Origin of the sequence: Streptococcus sp. 27098_8_12 (assembly GCF_041432115.1) — a bacterium.
GTDB lineage: Bacteria > Bacillota > Bacilli > Lactobacillales > Streptococcaceae > Streptococcus > Streptococcus parasanguinis_V.
In genome coordinates this window covers 103,342-121,187 of the sequence record NZ_JAPVZA010000002.1, presented here as the reverse complement: position 1 = coordinate 121,187, position 17,846 = coordinate 103,342, and the positions used below count along the sequence as shown (strand labels likewise).

The 17,846-nt window shown below is 43.7% G+C and carries 21 protein-coding genes; 20 read left to right on the top strand and 1 reads right to left on the bottom strand.

The genetic code is table 11. The features are described from left to right. Positions 1-29: 29 nt before the first annotated feature. The 20 genes from wecB to folK all read left to right on the top strand — a co-directional run bounded on the left by wecB (position 30) and on the right by folK (position 15,825). A complete protein-coding gene (wecB, locus tag O3629_RS01415) occupies positions 30-1,184 on the top strand; it encodes a non-hydrolyzing UDP-N-acetylglucosamine 2-epimerase (protein ID WP_371608611.1) in 1,155 nt (384 codons plus the stop codon). Next, complete coding sequence (locus O3629_RS01410) at positions 1,185-1,973, top strand: hypothetical protein (RefSeq protein WP_155168051.1); 789 nt, start codon at positions 1,185-1,187, stop codon at positions 1,971-1,973. 9 nt (positions 1,974-1,982) lie between these two features. Then, positions 1,983-2,123, top strand: coding sequence for a hypothetical protein (locus O3629_RS01405; RefSeq protein ID WP_003004308.1), 141 nt, complete (start codon positions 1,983-1,985; stop codon positions 2,121-2,123). After that, positions 2,116-3,426, top strand: a complete 1,311-nt coding sequence (locus O3629_RS01400; RefSeq protein ID WP_045758996.1) for a glycosyltransferase — start codon at positions 2,116-2,118, stop codon at positions 3,424-3,426. Before O3629_RS01405 ends, O3629_RS01400 begins: the two co-directional genes overlap by 8 nt. Before the next feature lie 8 nt (positions 3,427-3,434). Further along, positions 3,435-4,538, top strand: a complete 1,104-nt coding sequence (locus O3629_RS01395) for a glycosyl hydrolase family 8 (RefSeq protein WP_371608610.1) — start codon at positions 3,435-3,437, stop codon at positions 4,536-4,538. Positions 4,539-4,760: 222 nt separating this feature from the next. Then, a complete protein-coding gene (locus O3629_RS01390) occupies positions 4,761-5,150 on the top strand; it encodes a DUF1033 family protein (RefSeq protein WP_049482553.1) in 390 nt (129 codons plus the stop codon). 87 nt (positions 5,151-5,237) lie between these two features. After that, complete coding sequence (gene comGA, locus O3629_RS01385) at positions 5,238-6,179, top strand: competence type IV pilus ATPase ComGA (protein WP_371608609.1); 942 nt, start codon at positions 5,238-5,240, stop codon at positions 6,177-6,179. After that, a complete protein-coding gene (gene comGB, locus O3629_RS01380) occupies positions 6,112-7,143 on the top strand; it encodes a competence type IV pilus assembly protein ComGB (RefSeq protein ID WP_371608620.1) in 1,032 nt (343 codons plus the stop codon). The genes comGA and comGB overlap by 68 nt, the downstream gene beginning before the upstream one ends. After that, positions 7,140-7,457 (top strand): competence type IV pilus major pilin ComGC, encoded by a 318-nt coding sequence (gene comGC / locus O3629_RS01375; RefSeq protein WP_101770912.1) that lies wholly within the window; start codon positions 7,140-7,142, stop codon positions 7,455-7,457. The genes comGB and comGC overlap by 4 nt, the downstream gene beginning before the upstream one ends. Next, entirely contained in the window at positions 7,447-7,851 is a 405-nt protein-coding gene (gene comGD, locus O3629_RS01370) for a competence type IV pilus minor pilin ComGD (protein ID WP_061455769.1), read from the top strand. Before comGC ends, comGD begins: the two co-directional genes overlap by 11 nt. After that, positions 7,817-8,104, top strand: a complete 288-nt coding sequence (comGE, locus tag O3629_RS01365) for a competence type IV pilus minor pilin ComGE (protein WP_003004353.1) — start codon at positions 7,817-7,819, stop codon at positions 8,102-8,104. Before comGD ends, comGE begins: the two co-directional genes overlap by 35 nt. After that, positions 8,094-8,546 (top strand): competence type IV pilus minor pilin ComGF, encoded by a 453-nt coding sequence (gene comGF, locus O3629_RS01360; protein WP_049496849.1) that lies wholly within the window; start codon positions 8,094-8,096, stop codon positions 8,544-8,546. Before comGE ends, comGF begins: the two co-directional genes overlap by 11 nt. After that, positions 8,533-8,970: a competence type IV pilus minor pilin ComGG gene (gene comGG / locus O3629_RS01355; protein ID WP_371608608.1), complete on the top strand. Its 438-nt coding sequence runs from the start codon at positions 8,533-8,535 to the stop codon at positions 8,968-8,970. The genes comGF and comGG overlap by 14 nt, the downstream gene beginning before the upstream one ends. A gap of 30 nt (positions 8,971-9,000) precedes the next feature. Continuing rightward, positions 9,001-9,954, top strand: a complete 954-nt coding sequence (locus O3629_RS01350) for a class I SAM-dependent methyltransferase (protein ID WP_371608607.1) — start codon at positions 9,001-9,003, stop codon at positions 9,952-9,954. A gap of 51 nt (positions 9,955-10,005) precedes the next feature. After that, positions 10,006-11,199 (top strand): acetate kinase, encoded by a 1,194-nt coding sequence (locus O3629_RS01345; protein WP_371608606.1) that lies wholly within the window; start codon positions 10,006-10,008, stop codon positions 11,197-11,199. A 72-nt stretch (positions 11,200-11,271) separates the two neighbouring features. After that, positions 11,272-12,003: a CPBP family intramembrane glutamic endopeptidase gene (locus O3629_RS01340; protein ID WP_371608605.1), complete on the top strand. Its 732-nt coding sequence runs from the start codon at positions 11,272-11,274 to the stop codon at positions 12,001-12,003. A 162-nt stretch (positions 12,004-12,165) separates the two neighbouring features. After that, positions 12,166-13,116 (top strand): dihydropteroate synthase, encoded by a 951-nt coding sequence (gene folP, locus O3629_RS01335; protein ID WP_371608604.1) that lies wholly within the window; start codon positions 12,166-12,168, stop codon positions 13,114-13,116. After that, positions 13,117-14,427 carry a folylpolyglutamate synthase/dihydrofolate synthase family protein gene (locus tag O3629_RS01330; RefSeq protein ID WP_195327209.1) on the top strand — a complete coding sequence of 437 codons (1,311 nt, stop codon included), beginning with the start codon at positions 13,117-13,119 and terminating at the stop codon, positions 14,425-14,427. 8 nt (positions 14,428-14,435) lie between these two features. Beyond that, positions 14,436-14,990, top strand: a complete 555-nt coding sequence (gene folE / locus O3629_RS01325; RefSeq protein ID WP_195327208.1) for a GTP cyclohydrolase I FolE — start codon at positions 14,436-14,438, stop codon at positions 14,988-14,990. 25 nt (positions 14,991-15,015) lie between these two features. Further along, positions 15,016-15,825: a 2-amino-4-hydroxy-6-hydroxymethyldihydropteridine diphosphokinase gene (gene folK / locus O3629_RS01320; RefSeq protein ID WP_195327207.1), complete on the top strand. Its 810-nt coding sequence runs from the start codon at positions 15,016-15,018 to the stop codon at positions 15,823-15,825. Positions 15,826-16,160: 335 nt separating this feature from the next. On the opposite strand, the gene O3629_RS01315 is transcribed toward folK, so the two are convergent. After that, a complete protein-coding gene (locus O3629_RS01315) occupies positions 16,161-17,645 on the bottom strand; it encodes a DUF1846 domain-containing protein (protein WP_371608603.1) in 1,485 nt (494 codons plus the stop codon). Between the last annotated feature and the right edge of the window lie 201 nt (positions 17,646-17,846).

The window sequence follows — 17,846 nt, the reverse complement described above, 5'->3', positions numbered from 1 at the left end:
AATTACATGCATGTCAACGGGAGAAGTTTATGGGAAAATTGAAAATTATGGTTGTGTTTGGAACCCGACCGGAGGCCATCAAAATGGCCCCTTTGGTATTGGAGTTGCAAAAACAAAAGGAGGTTATTGAGACCATCACAGTGGTCACTGCCCAGCACCGTCAAATGCTGGACCAGGTCTTAGAAACCTTTAACATCGTACCTGATTACGATTTGGATATTATGGGAAAAAGCCAGACCTTATTGGACATTACCTCTAAAATTCTGAATCAATTAGATCCAGTTATCAAAAAAGAAAAGCCGGATATGGTGCTCGTCCATGGAGATACGACAACCACCTTTGCGGCGAGTCTGGTTGCCTTTTACAATCAAGTCCGCATTGGTCACGTCGAAGCTGGTTTGAGAACCTTTGATAAATATTCACCGTATCCAGAAGAGATGAACCGTCAAATGACGGATGATTTAGCGGATCTGTATTTTGCGCCGACAGGCGAAAGTAAGGCCAATCTCTTAAAAGAAAATCATCCGGAATCCTCTATTGTAGTGACGGGAAATACTGCCATTGATGCGTTGAAACTCACGGTTCAAGAGGACTATCACCACGAAGTGTTAGATCAATTGGATCCAGATAAAAAAGTCATCCTGGTCACCATGCATCGAAGAGAAAATCAAGGCCAACCCATGCGAGCGGTCTTTGGAGCTCTGAGAGAAATGGTGGATCAAGAACCGACTATTGAAGTGGTTTACCCAGTGCATCTTAGTCCAGCGGTCCAAGAGGCGGCAAACGATCTATTAGGAGAACATGATCGGATCCACCTCATTGAGCCTCTAGATGTGCTGGATTTCCACAATTTAGCTTCTAGAAGTTACTTTATCATGTCGGATTCAGGTGGGGTGCAAGAGGAGGCGCCATCATTAGGAAAACCGGTATTGGTATTGCGCGATACAACGGAACGCCCAGAAGGGGTCAAAGCAGGGACCTTGAAATTAGTTGGAACGGATCCTACCGTCGTCAAATCTACGATGACAGAGCTCTTAACCAATGAACATCTTTATCTAGAAATGGCGAATGCGCGAAATCCTTATGGGGATGGAAGAGCATCTGAGCGAATCGTACAAGCTATTAAACATTACTTTGGCCAGGGAGAGGCTGCCGAAGAATTTCATGAGGGAGAGAAAGAATAAATGAAAAAAACGGAAAAGTTAAGTAGATGGTTGCTGATTTTGATTGTTTTCGAAGTACTTCTTTTACTTTACTGCTTGTTTTTTGCAAGAGAGATTCTGATTGAAGAAGGCTTGTTCTTTGTTTTAGGATTATTTGCTGCTATTGTTTTATCGGATTTATTGTTGACATGGACCATCCTGTTGTCATTTGCCCTTGGGATTGTCTTTTTGGTGGCGGGTGTTGTCTATATCCCATTTCATCAAGCCTTGCTCTTGCTCTTTAGTTTTCCGATCTTGATTGGAATCTTGACCCGAATTCGCTATCACCTCTTTAAAGAGATTGCAAAAGTGAAGGATCAAGAGGCAGAAGCTTACGCAGATTACCGCAACCGCATCGCTTCTTATGGCGGACAAACCAATGATACGATTCAGGCCTTGCTCATTCACTGGTCGCACGAGGAATTGTTCTTCCAATTGCAACCGAGAGAGTACAATCGGACCTTGAACCAAATCAACTATTTGTTAACGCATCATCTGAAGCCAAATGAAAGCTTGTATTATGTATCAGACGGTAATTTCTTGATTTTATCATCTGATAGTGAGCGGGATCTGAAGAGCGATTATATGACGGTCTTAAAACCACAGTTGGAAGGACTGGTTTTCCAAGGAGAAGATGGGGTTCAGGGCATCCAATTTCAGTCAGGATTTCTTGTAGTGGATCAATCCAATCGAACCAAATACCATCGCTATAAAGAAATGATTCGTTACTTAAAACGTCAACTTGAAACAGATATTATTGTGGAATATTAGGAGGAAAACATGTCTCTTACAAATATATTTTTTAATATAGCTGTAGGCATCAGTGTATTTTTTGCCTTGTGCTTTATTGTATTATTTGTAGCTTATACGGTGATTTACCGCCGTGTCAATAAAAACTTTAAGGCGGTGGACCATGATTAGTCAAATTGTGATGATTATTGCCTTGATTTCGATTTGGTTGTCCTTAGCCTGGGGCTTAGTAATCCTCTTTTCAGCCGTTCATTTTTGGTTTAAACACAGTGATTTTCGTGTCAATACGGATCCACTTCCTTATTATCCAAAAGTGACGATCGTCGTACCCGCCCATAATGAGGATGTGGTCATTGCACAAACAGCCAAAGCGATCCTTGATATGAACTACCCACATGATCGTGTAGAATTACTGCTCTTTGCGGATAATTGTTCCGATCGCACCTATGAAGAGTGTTTGGCGGTTAAAGCATTGCCAGAGTATGCAGGACGTGATTTGACCATTATCAATCGAAGTGGGACAGGCGGAAAAGCCGGTGTGCTAAATGACGCTTTGGCAATGGCGACTGGAGACTATATTTGTGTCTATGATGCAGATGCCATGCCTGAAAAAAATGCTCTTTATTTCCTTGTGAAAGAAGTCCTCAAAGATCCAGAACGTCATGTGGCTTCTTTCGGCCGCAATAAAACGCGGAATGCCAATCAAAACTTCTTGACCCGCTGTATCAACCAAGAGATTGTTGTCACCCAACGGGTCCACCATGTGGGCATGTGGCATCTCTTTAAGATTGGACGGATTCCAGGAACTAACTTCATTATTCAAACCGAATTTGTCAAGAGTATTGGAGGATGGAAAAACGGTGCCTTGACTGAGGATACGGATATTTCCTTCAAGATTATGCAAAGTGGGAAGTTGATTGCGCTAGCCTATAATTCAGAAGCCTTCCAACAAGAGCCAGAGACTCTGAAGAGTTACTATATGCAGCGGAAACGTTGGGCCAAAGGGAATTATGAAGTGGTTCTTTCCAACTTCAAGCATTTATTTGGTAAGGGAAATTGGCGCGTGAAGTTAGAAGTGACCAACTATTCCTGTGTCTTCTTCTGGTTTAATGCGGCCATCGTCTTATCGGACTTGATCTTTTTTGCCAATATTCTGGCCATGTGTATCCATACAGTGGTGCCAGGTGTGCAAATTCCATTTGCCTTTGATTCAGAAAATATCTACATTGCGCAATTGATGCTCTTCAATTGGATCTTGATGATTGGGCTTTACCTGCTTCAGATTAATGTAGCTCTTGCTTCACAATTTGGTCAAGCCACTACCAAGCAAATTTGGTTGGCCTTGGCCGCCTATTTCACCTATTCTCAACTGTTTATCATTGTGTCGATTGATGCCATCTCTTCGATTGTGATGGATAAACTATTGCACCGGAAAGAAACCAAATGGGTTAAAACAAAACGATTCGCAGGATAGGAGAAATTATGAAAACGAAAAAGATGAGATATGTATGGTTTCTAGTCATCCTTTGCATTTTCTGTTTGACCTTGTTTTTAGCGAGAACGAGAAGTAAAGTGGAGATGCGAAATCGAATTTATCATCAGTGGAATGAGCATTTTGTTGTTTCAAAAGGGAAAGAATCCTATGTTCGAACCACCAATGATAGCAATCAAACAGTAGTGTTATCCGAGGCGCAAAGTTATGGAATGCTCATTACTGTTGCAGCTGCCGAAAAAGGACAAGCCCAACAAGCAGACTTTGACCGACTCTATCACTATTATCTAAATCATCGCTTGGAAGGTACCCAATTGATGTCTTGGAAACAAACCATCAGCAATGGGAAAGCAAAGGATGAGGATCATAATGCTACAGATGGAGACCTCTACATCGCCTATGCTCTTCTAAAAGCCGCTCAGCAATGGCCAAAGCAAGCTAAAGACTACCAGGCTCAAGCCAAAGCGATTTTAGAAGATATTCTCGCACACAACTACAATGAAGAAACCGGTGTGTTAACGGTGGGGAATTGGGCCAATCAGGACTCGGAGTTTTATCATTTGATGCGGACGTCTGATACATTGCCAGCGCAATTCCAGATCTTTTATGAAGTGACAAAAGATTCGAAGTGGTTGGATATCAAAGAAAAGATGTTGCAGCAACTCCAAACGATCAGCTCCCAAACCAAAACAGGTTTACTACCTGATTTCATCTGGGTAGATGAGCAAGGAACGCGCGTAGCGGATCCCAAGACGATTGAATCCAAGTATGATGGTGCCTACTCGTATAACGCTTGTCGCCTTCCATACAACCTTGTTCAAAGTAAGGACAAAACCAGTCAACAATTGCTGAAAAAGATGCTTAACTTTTTCAAGAGTCAAAGAAATCTGTATGCAGGTTATGATTTGAAAGGGAAGGCCTTGAACAATCATCAGGCAGCAAGTTTTTTGGCACCGATTGTCTATGCCTCTGAACATGAAAAAGGTTATTTGAAGTTGGTTCAACAGAACAAGTATATCTTTACACAAGATCTACCTCTGAACAACTATTACGATGCAACCATGACAACCATGATTGCACTTGAATTGTTCTAAATACTTGAGAAGAGAGAGTTCCCCGAGATGGCTCGCCATTTTGTTGGGATTCTCTTCTTTTGATTCTCGAAAAAAGGACCCAATAGCAATTGGGCAGTCTATTTTTGAAAAATAATGGTGAAAATCACCTGAAAACTACCTGAGAAATCATGCTCTGAGCAGAAAACTTTTATTCTCAAAGGATTTTCTATATAATAGAGGATACAAAGGATGGAAGAGTTTATGTATCGAGTGATTGAAATGTACGGGGACTGTGAACCCTGGTGGTTTTTAGATGGTTGGGAAGAAGATATCGTGAGTAGTCGGAAGTTTGAAGACTATTACCAGGCTTTGAAATACTACAAGCAGAAGTGGTTGGAGTTAAATGAGCACTTTCCAAGTTATAAGAGTCGGAGTGATCTCATGACGATCTTTTGGGATACCAAGGAGCAAGAGTGGTGTGAGGACTGCAGTGAAGATGTGCAGCTTTTCCACTCGATTGTCCTCTTAGAAGACGAGCACAAGATCCCTAAAAGCAAGCTCCGCCCAGGCTACGAAAAGGAAAAAGGCAGTCGCAAGCACCGTTCTTGTCAATATACACTCGATTCAAAAAAGGGGACAACCCTGTCATAAGAGACATTCGGAAGATTTTTTAGAGCGATCTAGAAAGTCTTCTTTTTTTGTCTTCTTTTTCGAATAGTATAAGTGAGAGGAGGAACTATGGTTCAAGAAATTGCAAAAAAACTGATCCACATGGGGAAAAAGGAAGAAGCTCAGGATCTTTACTTCATTCCTCGGAAGGAGGAGTACCAAGTTTTTATGAGGGTGGGAGACGAGAGGCGCTTTGTGCAGTCCTTCCCTTTTGAGGAGATGACGGCTATTATCAGCCACTTCAAATTTGTAGCAGGGATGAATGTGGGAGAAAAAAGGCGCAGCCAGCTAGGATCGTGTGATTACCCATTAGAGGATGGAGTGGTATCGATCCGCTTGTCGACGGTGGGGGATTATCGTGGTTATGAAAGCTTGGTTATTCGGCTTTTGCATGATGAGGAACGCGAATTGCGGTTTTGGTTTGATCAATTGCCGGACTTGAAGAAGAAATTGGCTGGTCGTGGGCTTTATCTCTTTGCAGGTCCTGTTGGTTCGGGAAAGACCACTCTCATGCATGCTTTAGCGCAAGAGCGCTTTGCGGACCAGCAAGTCATGTCTATTGAAGATCCTGTCGAGATCAAGCAGGATAATATGCTTCAGCTTCAGCTGAATGACCAGATCGGCATGACCTATGACAACCTGATCAAACTCTCCTTGCGCCATCGGCCGGACCTTCTCATTATTGGAGAGATCCGAGATAAGGAAACAGCTCGTGCAGTCGTACGAGCTAGTTTGACAGGGGTCACCGTCTTCTCTACTATCCATGCTAAGAGCGTTCGAGGTGTTTATGAGCGACTTTTAGAGCTTGGAGTGAGTGAGGAAGAGCTCAAGATTGTTTTACAAGGTATTTGCTACCAACGATTAATTGCAGGAGGAGGTGTGGTCGATTTTGCGACGGAAAACTACCAAGAGCACTCAGCCAGCCGCTGGAACCAACAAATGGATCTCTTGGCTCAATCGGGATATATCCAGCTGGCTCAGGCCCAAGCCGAAAAAATTATCTACCGCTAAACAAAAGCAAATCATCGAATTGTTTTTGAATCTTTATTCGAGTGGTTTTCACCTATCTGAGATTGTCGATTTTCTGGATCGCTCTCACCTAGTGGAGAGTCGTTTGGTTTCCCAGATGCGAGAGGATCTCTCGCGGGGGCGGAGTTTTTCAGAGATGATGGCAGGGATCGGTTTTTCAGATGCGGTCACGACACAGCTGTCTCTCGCTGAGCTTCATGGCAATCTTGCATTGAGCTTGGAGAAAATCAGTGCTTACCTAGAAAACATGCGCAAGGTCAAGAAAAAGCTGATTGAGGTGAGCACCTATCCTCTTATCTTGCTTGGATTTTTAGTTCTAATTATGCTTGGCTTGCGCAATTACTTGCTCCCTCAAATGGATGCTCAAAATATTGGGACGCAAGTGATCAGTTCCTTCCCCCAACTCTTTTTGGCACTCGTAGCGGGAATAGTGGCCCTCTTCTTATTCAGCTTTCTCTATTATCGAAAATCTAGCAAGATCAAAGTTTTTAGAAGCTTGTCCCATCTTCCTTTCGGGAAAGGCATGATTCAAGCTTATTTGACAGCCTATTATGCCAGAGAATGGGGCAATCTGATTGGACAAGGATTGGAGCTGTCTCAGATTTTTACCATGATGCAGGAGCAAAAATCCCAGCTTTTCCAAGAGATTGGAAGAGACTTAGCTCTTTCTTTAGACCGCGGTCAATCCTTTTCAGAGACGGTCGGGGGATATTCTTTTTTCAAAAAAGAATTGCCGCTCATGATTGAATATGGCGAGGTCAAATCAAAGCTTGGAAGTGAGCTAGAGATCTACGCTGAAAAAACATGGGAAGATTTCTTTCGTCGGGTCTACAAGGCCATGAATGTGATACAACCCTTGGTCTTTGTCTTTGTGGCTCTTGTGATTGTCTTACTTTACGCAGCCATGTTGCTGCCGATTTATCAAAATATGGAGGTTCATTTATGAAAAAATTAAAAACATATAAGGTAAAAGCTTTTACGCTTATTGAAATGTTGGTGGTCTTATTGATCATCAGTGTACTCCTATTGCTCTTTGTGCCGAATTTGACCAAGCAAAAAGACTCTGTGAAAGAGACAGGCAATGCAGCCGTTGTCAAGGTGGTCGAAAGCCAGGCTGAATTGTATGAGCTCAATCATACCAATGACCAAGCCACTCTAGCCAAACTGATTGCTGATGGAAATATTACCAACAAACAAGCAGAATCCTATCGTGCCTATTATGCGAAAAATAGTGGAGAAACTCGTGCGGTTGCAGATTAAGGCCTTCACCTTGGTGGAGACCCTTCTGACCTTGATGATCGTCAGTTTTATCTATCTGGGCTTATCGGGATCGATCAAGAAGAGCTTTCAGCAGGTGGAAGAAAAAGTATTTTTTGCAGAGTTTGAACACCTCTATCAAGAAAGCCAAAAGATAGCCTTGGCAAGGCAAACGGAATTGGATGTTGAAGTGACTGCAAGGAAGATTCAAACGCCCTACCAGACGGTGGAGATTCCTGATTCTGTCATTTTGCAAGATCCTAAAACTATTCGTTTAGACCGTGCAGGTGGCAATTCATCCCTGGCCAATGTTCACTTTCAGACACAGAGAGGAGTGGTGACCTATCAGCTTTCGCTTGGAAATGGGAAAATTAAAAAAAGCATCCGTTCCCGCTAGTATTCTCATAGAATCTTTGGTAGCCTTGGGTTTATTTGCCATGATTACGACCTTATTGTTAGGGGAGATCCGGCGTTCGCGCAAGGAGCGACTAGCGGATTTCAAAGAGGTAGAGGTCTTATCTGTCGCTCAAATGGCGCTTCAGACAGGGCAAAATCATCTAGAGGCCAATGGCATTCAGGTTCAAGTCGAAAAAGATGCCGATCAACTCACGGTCTATCATCAAGGAAAGGTGGTACTGCATGTGGAATAAAGGAAAGGTCAAGGCCTTTACCCTGCTCGAAGCCTTGGTCGCTCTCTTAGTGCTTAGTGGGGGAGTGTTAGTCTTTCAAGGCTTGACCAAGCTCCTGCATGCTGAATTGGACTACCAGGCGCATCAAAAGCAGGAAGAATGGATACTTTTTCAGCAACAATTGCAGGTGGAATTGGATCGGAGCCATTTTGAAAAAGTAGCGGACAATCATATCTACTTGGTTCAGGATCAAAAACCAATTGCCATTGGTCAATCTAAAGGAGATGATATCCGAAAAACAGATGATAAGGGCAGGGGCTATCAGCCTATGATTTCAGAGGTTCGCTCTAGCCAAATTTGGCAGGAGGGAGAGTTGATTCATCTGCGGTTGAATTTCGAAGAAGGTCTAGAAAGGGAGTATGTCTACCATGTGGTACCAGCGATGCAAAATGAAAAAAGTTAAGGCTGGTGTCTTGCTTTACGCTCTCTTGATGGCAGCGATTTTTAGTCTCTTACTTCAGTTTTACCTGCACCGACAGGTTGCGGAAAGACGAATCTTAAAGACGAGTCAAGATCGACTTCGGGCCTATGCTTTGGTACAATTGGCTCTTGAAAAAGGAAAGGGTGATGAGAAGGTGTCAGAGATTCACTTAAAGTCTGGAGTTGTTCAGCTACAGCAGGATCCTGGTTTTCTTCATGCTCAGGCTAAGATGAATGGCGAAAGCTATGAGTTTGTCCTTCCTGTAAGGGAAGAAAAGGAAAGCAAGAAGAGTCAAAAAGAAAAGAAGAAGACACAGAAAGATAAGGAGAAGGCAGAGACCGAAACGCCTTCTGAAGAGACGCCAAAAGAGACCAAGGAACCATCAGAAAATAGCGAAAAAGACTAATTTTTGGTATGATAGGGTGCGGAGGAAATCATGAATTTCGAAAAAATTGAACAAGCCTATACCTATCTATTAGAAAACACTCAAAGTATTCAAAATGAATTGTCGACCAACTTTTATGACGCCTTGATTGAACAAAATGTCATGTATTTGGATGGCAAGACGGATCTAGACATTGTTAAAAACAATAGCAAAAAATTAAAAGAACTAGGTTTAAGTAAGGAAGAATGGCGCAGAGCCTACCAATTCCTTTTTATGAAAGCTGCTCAGACAGAACCTTTACAAGCGAATCACCAGTTCACACCAGATGCGATTGGTTTTATCATTACATTTTTGATCGATCAGTTGGCCAAAGGCGACCAATTGGATGTCTTAGAAGTGGGAAGTGGAACCGGAAATCTCGCTGAGACCATTGTCAACAATAGCCGCCTCACGATTGATTACTTAGGATTGGAAGTGGATGATCTCTTGATTGATCTATCTGCTAGTATCGCAGATGTGATGGAGTCTAGCGTTGTCTTTGCACAAGGCGACGCGGTGCGTCCACAAGTGTTGAAAGAAAGTGACTTGATCGTTAGCGACTTACCGATTGGCTATTATCCAGATGATGCGATTGCACAGCGCTATCAGGTGGCGAGCTCCGAAGGCCATACCTATGCTCATCACCTCATGATGGAACAGGCTCTGAAATACCTGAAACCTCAAGGAGTAGCCATCTTTTTGGCTCCAAATAACCTCTTGACGAGCCCTCAGAGTGATCTGTTGAAAGCTTGGCTAACAGACAAGGCTCAAATCCTTGCCATGCTGACCTTGCCAGAATCTCTTTTTTCAAATCCCGCCTATGCTAAGACGATTTTCGTCCTACGAAAACAAGAAGAAGAGTCTGTTCAGCCCTTTGTCTATCCGTTTACCGATCTCCAGGATCAAGACCAGGTGGTTCACTTTATGGAAAGTTTCCAAAACTGGTTAAAGGATAGTGAAATTTGATCAAAGATCTGATATAATAGAGGAAGTGAAAACGCTTAATGAGGTGAATATATGTCGAAAACAATTTCTATTAATGCAGGAAGCTCTAGTTTGAAATGGCAATTGTACCAAATGCCAGAGGAAACTGTTCTTGCAAAAGGGTTGATTGAACGGATCGGTTTGAAGGATTCTATTTCAACCGTTAAATTTGATGGACGCTCTGAAAAACAAGTATTAGATATCCAGGACCATACACAAGCTGTAAAAATTTTGTTGGATGATTTGATTCGCTTTGATATTATCAAATCCTACGATGAGATTACAGGTGTGGGTCACCGTGTCGTTGCTGGTGGAGAATACTTCAAGGATTCTGCCTTGGTAGATGACGAAGTCCTTCGAAAAGTAGAAGAATTGTCTTTGTTAGCACCTCTTCATAATCCTGCAAATGCAGCCGGAATTCGTGCCTTTAGAGAGATTTGTCCAAATATTACCAGTGTTGTGGTATTTGATACTTCTTTCCATACAACCATGCTGGAAAAAGCTTATCGTTACCCTCTTCCAACTAAATATTACACAGAAAATAAGGTCCGTAAGTACGGCGCTCATGGAACCAGTCATCAGTATGTAGCTGGTGAAGCTGCTAAACTTCTTGGAAAACCATTAGAAGAATTGAAATTGATCACCTGCCACGTTGGAAATGGTGTATCTGTTACAGCGGTTGACAAGGGAATCTCTGTGGATACCTCAATGGGCTTCACCCCTCTAGGTGGAGTCATGATGGGAACCCGTACAGGGGATCTCGATCCAGCGATTATTCCTTACTTGATGGAGCATACAGAGGATTTCAATAAGCCTGAAGATATTAGCCGTATCCTCAATCGTGAATCAGGTCTTCTGGGTGTTTCTGGATCTTCTAGTGACATGCGGGATATCCATACAGCGATGCACAATGGAGATGAAAAAGCTAAATTGGCTTACGATATCTTTATCGATCGTTTGCAAAAATACATCGGTCAATACTTAGCAGTCTTGAATGGTGCAGATGCCATCATCTTTACAGCAGGAATCGGTGAAAATGCAGTAAATGTTCGTTCTTCTATTATCAATGGAATCAGCTGGTTTGGCTGCAAGGTCGACCCTGAAAAGAACGTCTTTGGAGTTGTCGGAGATATTTCTACAGATGATTCCCGTGTGAAGGTATTGGTGATTCCAACGGATGAAGAGTTGGTGATTGCGCGTGACGTTGAACGTTTCAAAAATCAGTAAACTGAAATAAAGTGAGAAGGCTGGAGGCGAAAGCCCCAGTCTTCTTATTTTATACAAGAAAGAGGTTGTCCATTGAAAAACATACAGTCTTTTATTCGAGAGCACCCATTATGTAAGAATGCCCTCTGGCTCCTTCTCTTTGTGCCCTTATTCTTTCTCTCCCAATTTCCCCTCATCGCCATGGTTTATTCCCTTCAAGAAGGAGTGGATGCAAGGTGGGTCACTATCCTCACTCTCTTGGTGACAGTGGTGGTGCTCTTTGTTTTTTATAAGGTCATCAAGATGAGCCCTCTGGAGAACTTAGATGTTCGGGTCATTACCTGGCCGGCTTTGGGGAGAAATTTTCTTTTTCTTCTCTTATTGATGGCTAATAACCTGCTCGCCTATCCCTTGTTGAAACAAGAGGCAGGTGGTACAACGGCAAACCAAGCGGCTCTGAATGAACTGCAATCTCATGCTCCTTTTCTTGCTATGGGCATGGTCGTGATCCTTGTTGCTCCGATTCTAGAAGAGCTGCTCTGTCGGGCCATCATCCCTCGTTTGATCTTTCGAGGGGCAGAACCAATCGGTTACCTAGCTGGTGCTCTCTTTTTTACGTACTTGCATGGACCGAGTACCCTAGGGGAATGGGTAGCTTACGGAGGCATGTCCTTGATCTTAACTTGGGTGGCTTATCGCTACAAGCGGATCGAATATAGCATTTGCCTTCACATGACCTTGAATGCGCTGGCTTATTATTATCCAGCTGTATTCCTCCTTTGTTTATTGCCGGTATCGAGAGTTTTCTTCCATGATAAATTATGATAAAATGGTAGGTACCAATGAGTTTTGATGCAGAACCATCCTACAGAAGGTCAGAAAAAATCAGAAATCCGTATGGAGAGTAGACTCAGAGTTTTAGAACACTTGTTCTAGCCTCTTTTGTTCGCAATCATGCTGTAGGAAGGGAATCAAAGGAGAACGAAAATGATTGATAATAAATGGCTGAGTGGCCAAGGGACCCTTCTTTGTGGGATCTTAAATGTCACTCCGGATTCATTTTCTGATGGCGGTAAGTATACGAGTGTGGATGCAGCCTTGCAGCAGGTGAGAAAACTGATCCAAGAAGGAGCTCAGATCCTCGATATCGGAGGAGAATCAACCAGACCAGGAAGTCATTATGTGGAGATCCAAGAAGAGATTGACCGCGTGGTTCCAGTGATTAAAGCCATTCGGAAAGAAAGTGATGTCTTGATTTCAGTGGATACCTGGAAGTCCCAGGTGGCGGCAGCGGCGCTCGAAGCTGGGGCTGATATTGTCAACGATATTACGGGTTTTCTTGGAGATCCTAAGATGGCTGCTGTCGTCGCGGAGCATGAAGCGAGCGCAGTTCTCATGTTTAATCCAGTGATGGCAAGACCGCATCATCCAAGTTCCACTATCTTTCCAAGTTTTGGTTTCGAACCAGTCTTTTCAGAGCAAGAGCTTCAACAGATGGCTCAAGAACCGATTCAAGACTTGATGTGGACCTTCTTTGACCGCTCGCTTGCGGTAGCGAAAGCAGCTGGTGTCCAGACGGATCGTATTATGTTGGACCCTGGGATCGGCTTTGGTTTGACCAAGCGTGAGAACTTACTCTTATTACAAGAACTTGAGACGATTCACCAAAAGGGGTATCCGATCTTTCTAGGGGTCTCCCGCAAACGCTTTGTGGTCAACATTATTGAGGAAGCTGGATTTGAGACAGATCCTGCAACGGAGACTGGTTTTTGGAATCGGGACCTGGCTTCGAGCCATTTGACGAGTATTGCAGCCAGTCAAGGAGTCGAAGTGGTGCGGGTGCATGATATTCCCCTACACAAGATGGCAGCCAGTCTGGGACAAGCCATTTTCCAAGCCCAAGAGGCAGCAGATACCAATTTAAAACAATACAAGTAAATGAAGACGAAAGAACATCAGTTGGATCTTCGTTGGCTAGAAGCCTATCGTTCGCAGGATCCACATTTTGGCTTGGAGCGCATGGAAGCTCTCTTGGCTTTGAGAGAAAATCCTCACCTAGACTGTCGGGTCATTCATGTTGCGGGGACTAATGGCAAGGGCTCTACCATTGCTACCTTGTCCCAACTCTTGAGGCAGGCAGGTTTACGCATTGGAGTCTTTACCTCTCCTTATCTGATCCACTACAATGACCAGATCACCATTAATGGCGAAGCCATTTCCGATCAAGACCTGCAAACCTATCTGGATAGCTACCAACAGCTCTTGGAAGCTGAAGAATCAAGAGACATCTTTCAAGGTTTGACGGAATTTGAAGTGATGACGGCGATCGCCTATGATTATTTTGCTCATGAGGAGCTGGATTATGTGATTATGGAAGTCGGTATGGGGGGGCGACTAGACAGTACCAACATCTGCCAGCCCGTTCTGACCGCGATCACTTCGATTGGCTTGGATCATGTTGCCCTTCTTGGGCCAGATCTGGCTTCCATTGCCCGTGAAAAGGCAGGCATCATTAAGCCAGGAATTCCTCTGGTTCTAGGGAAATTAGAAGCAGAAGCCAGCCAAGTCATTGAAGGTATTGCGATTCAGAAGCAGGCACCGATAACAGCCTATGACAGAGATTACCAAGTTGAGCTAGAAGCCTCTTGTCTATCAGGCCAATCATTTTCTTATCACAGTTCTAAAAGAGAAAAAGCCTCTTATCAAGTAGCGCTCTTAGGTCATCACCAGGCCAGAAATGCAGCTCTTGCGATCAGTATCTGTGATGTACTTTTTGAAAGAGAAGGGCGTGAACTCTTGTCAAGAGAGTTAGTGGATGAGGCCTTGCATCAAGTCGTCTGGCCTGGCCGGATGGAAGTGGTCTCGCAAAATCCCATGATCTTGCTAGATGGGGCCCATAACCCCCACGCCGTTGCGCCTTTAATCGCAAGTCTTCGGGAACTGTTCCCAGGCCAAAAAAAGACCATTCTTTTTACCTGCATCCGGACCAAAGCCTTAGAAGAGATGCTCATTCAGTGGCAGGAACTAGAAAATAGTCGCTTGATCCTCACGACTTTTGAAGATCCAAGAGCCTATTCTCAAGAAGAGATAAGAGCTGCTGCGAAAAACCATCAGCTTGAGGAAGTTAACTGGCAAGAGTTTCTACAAAACTGGCAAGCTGAAGGCGATGAGCTCCTCATTGTAACGGGGTCGCTCTACTTCCTTAGTCAGGTACGACCTTATTTATTAAAAACAGAAAAATCCAACTAGGAGATGATATGGATACAAAGAAAATTGAAGAAGCAGTGAAAATGATCATCGAGGCAGTCGGTGAAGATGAGAACCGTGAGGGACTTCAGGAAACGCCGACCCGCATTGCCAAGATGTACCAAGAAATCTTTGCAGGACTAGGGCAGACAGCAGAAGAGCACCTGTCTAAATCATTTGAAATCATTGATAACAATATGGTGGTCGAGAAGGATATCTTCTTCCATTCCATGTGTGAGCATCACTTTTTGCCATTTTATGGAAAAGTGCACATTGCCTACATTCCAAATGGCCGTGTGGCTGGGCTTTCAAAACTGGCTCGTACGGTCGAGGTTTACGCTAAAAAACCACAGATTCAGGAACGTTTGACGGTAGAAATCGCAGATGCCTTGATGGAATATCTTGGAGCACAAGGAGCACTTGTCTGGGTAGAAGCAGAGCATATGTGTATGAACATGCGTGGTGTCCGTAAACCTGGGACCGCTACAGTGACAACTGCAGCGCGTGGACTGCTTGCGACAGATAAAAACTTAAAAAATGAAGCCTATAAACTCATGGGCCACTAATGGCTGGCTATAAGAGGTGAACAGAGTGGATCAATTACGGATCAAGGACTTAGAGGTATACGCCTATCATGGTGTTTTTCCAGCAGAAAAAGAATTAGGACAACGCTTTGTCCTAGACCTATGGGTAGATTATGAGATGACTCGTGCTGCCCGCACAGGTGATTTGGAAGCTTCAATCCATTATGGGATCTTGGCGGAACAGTTGACCGAGTGGATGCAGGCAGAAAAGATCGATCTGATTGAAACAGTGGCCTTTCAGTTGGTTCAAAAGATTTTCGAAAGCTATGCCTTTGTAGAAAAAGTTCGTCTGGAGTTGAAAAAGCCCTGGGCTCCTGTTCCCTTGCCATTAGAGACTTGTTCTGTGACAATCGAACGGGAGAAAAAACGGGCCTTTATTGGGCTTGGCACCAATATGGGAGATAAACAACTGCAACTAGAGACGGCGCTAGAAAAACTCAAGGATCGAGGCATTCGCCTTCTTCAGACATCCACAAGGATTGAAACAGAACCTTGGGGAGGAGTGGAGCAGGACACCTTTTTGAATCAGGTGGCAGAGGTTGAAACTTGGATGACCCCAGAGGATTTATTAGAGACCTTACTGGTCATTGAGCAGGAAATGGGGCGTGTCCGTGAGGTCAAGTGGGGGCCACGTGTGATCGATCTAGATCTGCTCTATATGGGGGACACCATTTGTTACAGTCCTAGCTTAATCTTGCCACATCCTTATGTGGCAGAACGTGCCTTTGTCCTAGAATCTTTGAATGAAATTGCTCCTCATTTTGTGGACCCTGTTCAAAGAAAGCCCATTCGCCAATTATGGGATGCTGTCAAATAGTTTCTCTTCTTTGCATTATAAAAAAACAATCCCTCGAGCAGGGATTGTTGAGAGCGTAGATAAACGAATCTTTAATAGAATCTAATCAATTCTTTAAAAATTATACTCGTTATAGTTATTCAGTCATCTAATGAAACTTTCCGCCGTGAGAAAAGTGCCTGAAACAATACCGTTTCAGGCACTCGGAATTATTGAGACCTTAGGCTCAATAATTAGTCATGGAACTTCGTAGAAGTTCGCTGACGTCCGTACTCACCTAAGGAAAGTTTTTTAAGAAGACTTTGTCTTCAATCTGAACAATTCCTAAAACAGGGATTGTTTTTGTTTGTCTGAGTTTATTTACGATACAAACGATCGTACTGGTAGACAGGGTCCATGGTGACGTTGATACCGAGCTTGCGAAGGACATTCTTGTCTTCGTCTGTCAGCATTACGGTTGAGTGGGCTTCACTGCCTTTCAACTTGCCTAATTCTTGCATAGCAAGCTTAGCGTCTTCATTGGTCATAGCTGTAATGGCTAGGGCAATGAGGATCTCGTTTGAGTGAAGACGAGGGTTACGGCTACCCAAATGATTGATCTTCAAGCCTTGGATAGGTTGGACGTATTCTGGCTCGATTAATTTGGTTTCTTTATCAATATGTGCCAATTTCTTGATCGCATTGATCAAGAGGGCTGCGGTTGGGCCAAAGAGATCAGAGGTTTTTCCGGTTACCATCTCGCCGTTTGGTAATTCAAGGGCCAAGGCTGGCTCACCTGTTTCTTCTTCTTTTTGGCGGGCAAGCACGGTCACTTTCCGATCATTTGGAGTAATCCCCAAATCATTCATCAAGAGCTCGATCTTCTTGACAGGTCCTTCACCGACACGCTCTGCTTTAACATCCAAAATGGTTTGGTAATAGCGACGGATGATTTCTTGTTGGGAAGCTTCAATCGCAGCGTCATTGTCCACAATGGCAAAGCCAACCATGTTGACGCCCATGTCTGTTGGAGAAGCGTAAGGAGAGGTTCCTAAGATGCGTTCCAACATGCGCTTCAAGACAGGGAAGATTTCGATATCGCGGTTGTAGTTGACCGTTGTTTCCCCGTAGGTTTGGAGGTGGAAAGGATCGATCATATTGACATCGTCTAGATCTGCAGTCGCTGCTTCATAAGCCAAGTTAACTGGGTGGTGCAAAGGAAGATTCCATACTGGGAAGGTTTCAAACTTAGCATAACCGGATTTGATCCCATTTAATTGGTCATGGTACATATTGGACATACACGTTGCCAGCTTACCAGAACCAGGTCCAGGAGCTGTCACAACGACCAAATTGCGACTAGTTTTGATGTAGTCATTTTTCCCCATTCCTTCAGGAGAGATGATGTGGTCCATATCAGTCGGATAGCCCTTGATCGGATAGTGGAGATAAGAGGCGATCCCGCTCTTGTCCAGTTGTTTGCGAAAGGCATCTGCTGCAGCTTGTCCAGCATATTGGGTGATGACGACAGAGCCTACAAAAATCCCCAATTCATTGAATTTGTCGATCAAACGCAGTACTTCTTGGTCATAAGAAATCCCTAGATCCCCACGGGCTTTTGAGTGCTCAATGTTGTTGGCGTTGATGGCAATGACAATTTCCACCTGGTCGCGCAATTCTTGGAGTAGCTTGATCTTATTGTCTGGTTCGTATCCAGGGAGGACACGAGCAGCGTGAAAGTCTTCTAACATCTTACCACCAAATTCAAGGTAGAGCTTGCCATCGAATTGGTTGATCCGCTCAATAATGTGGTCACGTTGCAAGTTCAAATACTTTTCAGAACTAAAAGCTTGTTTTTTCATGTAAAACTCCTGTATATAAGGGAAGGGTCTGCCACACAAATCCAAGGATGAGTGTTCCGTTCCCTACCATTTCATTCTTTCATATTATATCAGAAAACAGATGGAAGATAAAATATTCTAAGATACTTTCCTAAGGGGAGTGTGGATGCCAAAGGGCTTAATGGTGACTCACGCTAGAAAGTTTCAAAGAGAACCTTGTTT

Excerpts from the sequence above, each read along its gene's own strand:
- O3629_RS01390 (WP_049482553.1), top strand. The coding sequence starts at position 4,761 with ATGTATCGAGTGATTGAAATGTACGGGGACTGTGAACCCTGGTGGTTT.
- O3629_RS01410 (WP_155168051.1), top strand. The coding sequence starts at position 1,185 with ATGAAAAAAACGGAAAAGTTAAGTAGATGGTTGCTGATTTTGATTGTT.
- folP (WP_371608604.1), top strand. The coding sequence starts at position 12,166 with ATGATTGATAATAAATGGCTGAGTGGCCAAGGGACCCTTCTTTGTGGG.
- folE (WP_195327208.1), top strand. The coding sequence starts at position 14,436 with ATGGATACAAAGAAAATTGAAGAAGCAGTGAAAATGATCATCGAGGCA.
- comGF (WP_049496849.1), top strand. The coding sequence starts at position 8,094 with ATGTGGAATAAAGGAAAGGTCAAGGCCTTTACCCTGCTCGAAGCCTTG.
- O3629_RS01330 (WP_195327209.1), top strand. The coding sequence starts at position 13,117 with ATGAAGACGAAAGAACATCAGTTGGATCTTCGTTGGCTAGAAGCCTAT.
- O3629_RS01345 (WP_371608606.1), top strand. The coding sequence starts at position 10,006 with ATGTCGAAAACAATTTCTATTAATGCAGGAAGCTCTAGTTTGAAATGG.
- O3629_RS01400 (WP_045758996.1), top strand. The coding sequence starts at position 2,116 with ATGATTAGTCAAATTGTGATGATTATTGCCTTGATTTCGATTTGGTTG.
- O3629_RS01350 (WP_371608607.1), top strand. The coding sequence starts at position 9,001 with ATGAATTTCGAAAAAATTGAACAAGCCTATACCTATCTATTAGAAAAC.
- comGA (WP_371608609.1), top strand. The coding sequence starts at position 5,238 with ATGGTTCAAGAAATTGCAAAAAAACTGATCCACATGGGGAAAAAGGAA.
- comGG (WP_371608608.1), top strand. The coding sequence starts at position 8,533 with ATGAAAAAAGTTAAGGCTGGTGTCTTGCTTTACGCTCTCTTGATGGCA.
- O3629_RS01315 (WP_371608603.1), bottom strand. The coding sequence starts at position 17,645 with ATGAAAAAACAAGCTTTTAGTTCTGAAAAGTATTTGAACTTGCAACGT.
- O3629_RS01405 (WP_003004308.1), top strand. The coding sequence starts at position 1,983 with ATGTCTCTTACAAATATATTTTTTAATATAGCTGTAGGCATCAGTGTA.
- comGE (WP_003004353.1), top strand. The coding sequence starts at position 7,817 with ATGGGAAAATTAAAAAAAGCATCCGTTCCCGCTAGTATTCTCATAGAA.
- wecB (WP_371608611.1), top strand. The coding sequence starts at position 30 with ATGGGAAAATTGAAAATTATGGTTGTGTTTGGAACCCGACCGGAGGCC.
- O3629_RS01395 (WP_371608610.1), top strand. The coding sequence starts at position 3,435 with ATGAAAACGAAAAAGATGAGATATGTATGGTTTCTAGTCATCCTTTGC.
- comGC (WP_101770912.1), top strand. The coding sequence starts at position 7,140 with ATGAAAAAATTAAAAACATATAAGGTAAAAGCTTTTACGCTTATTGAA.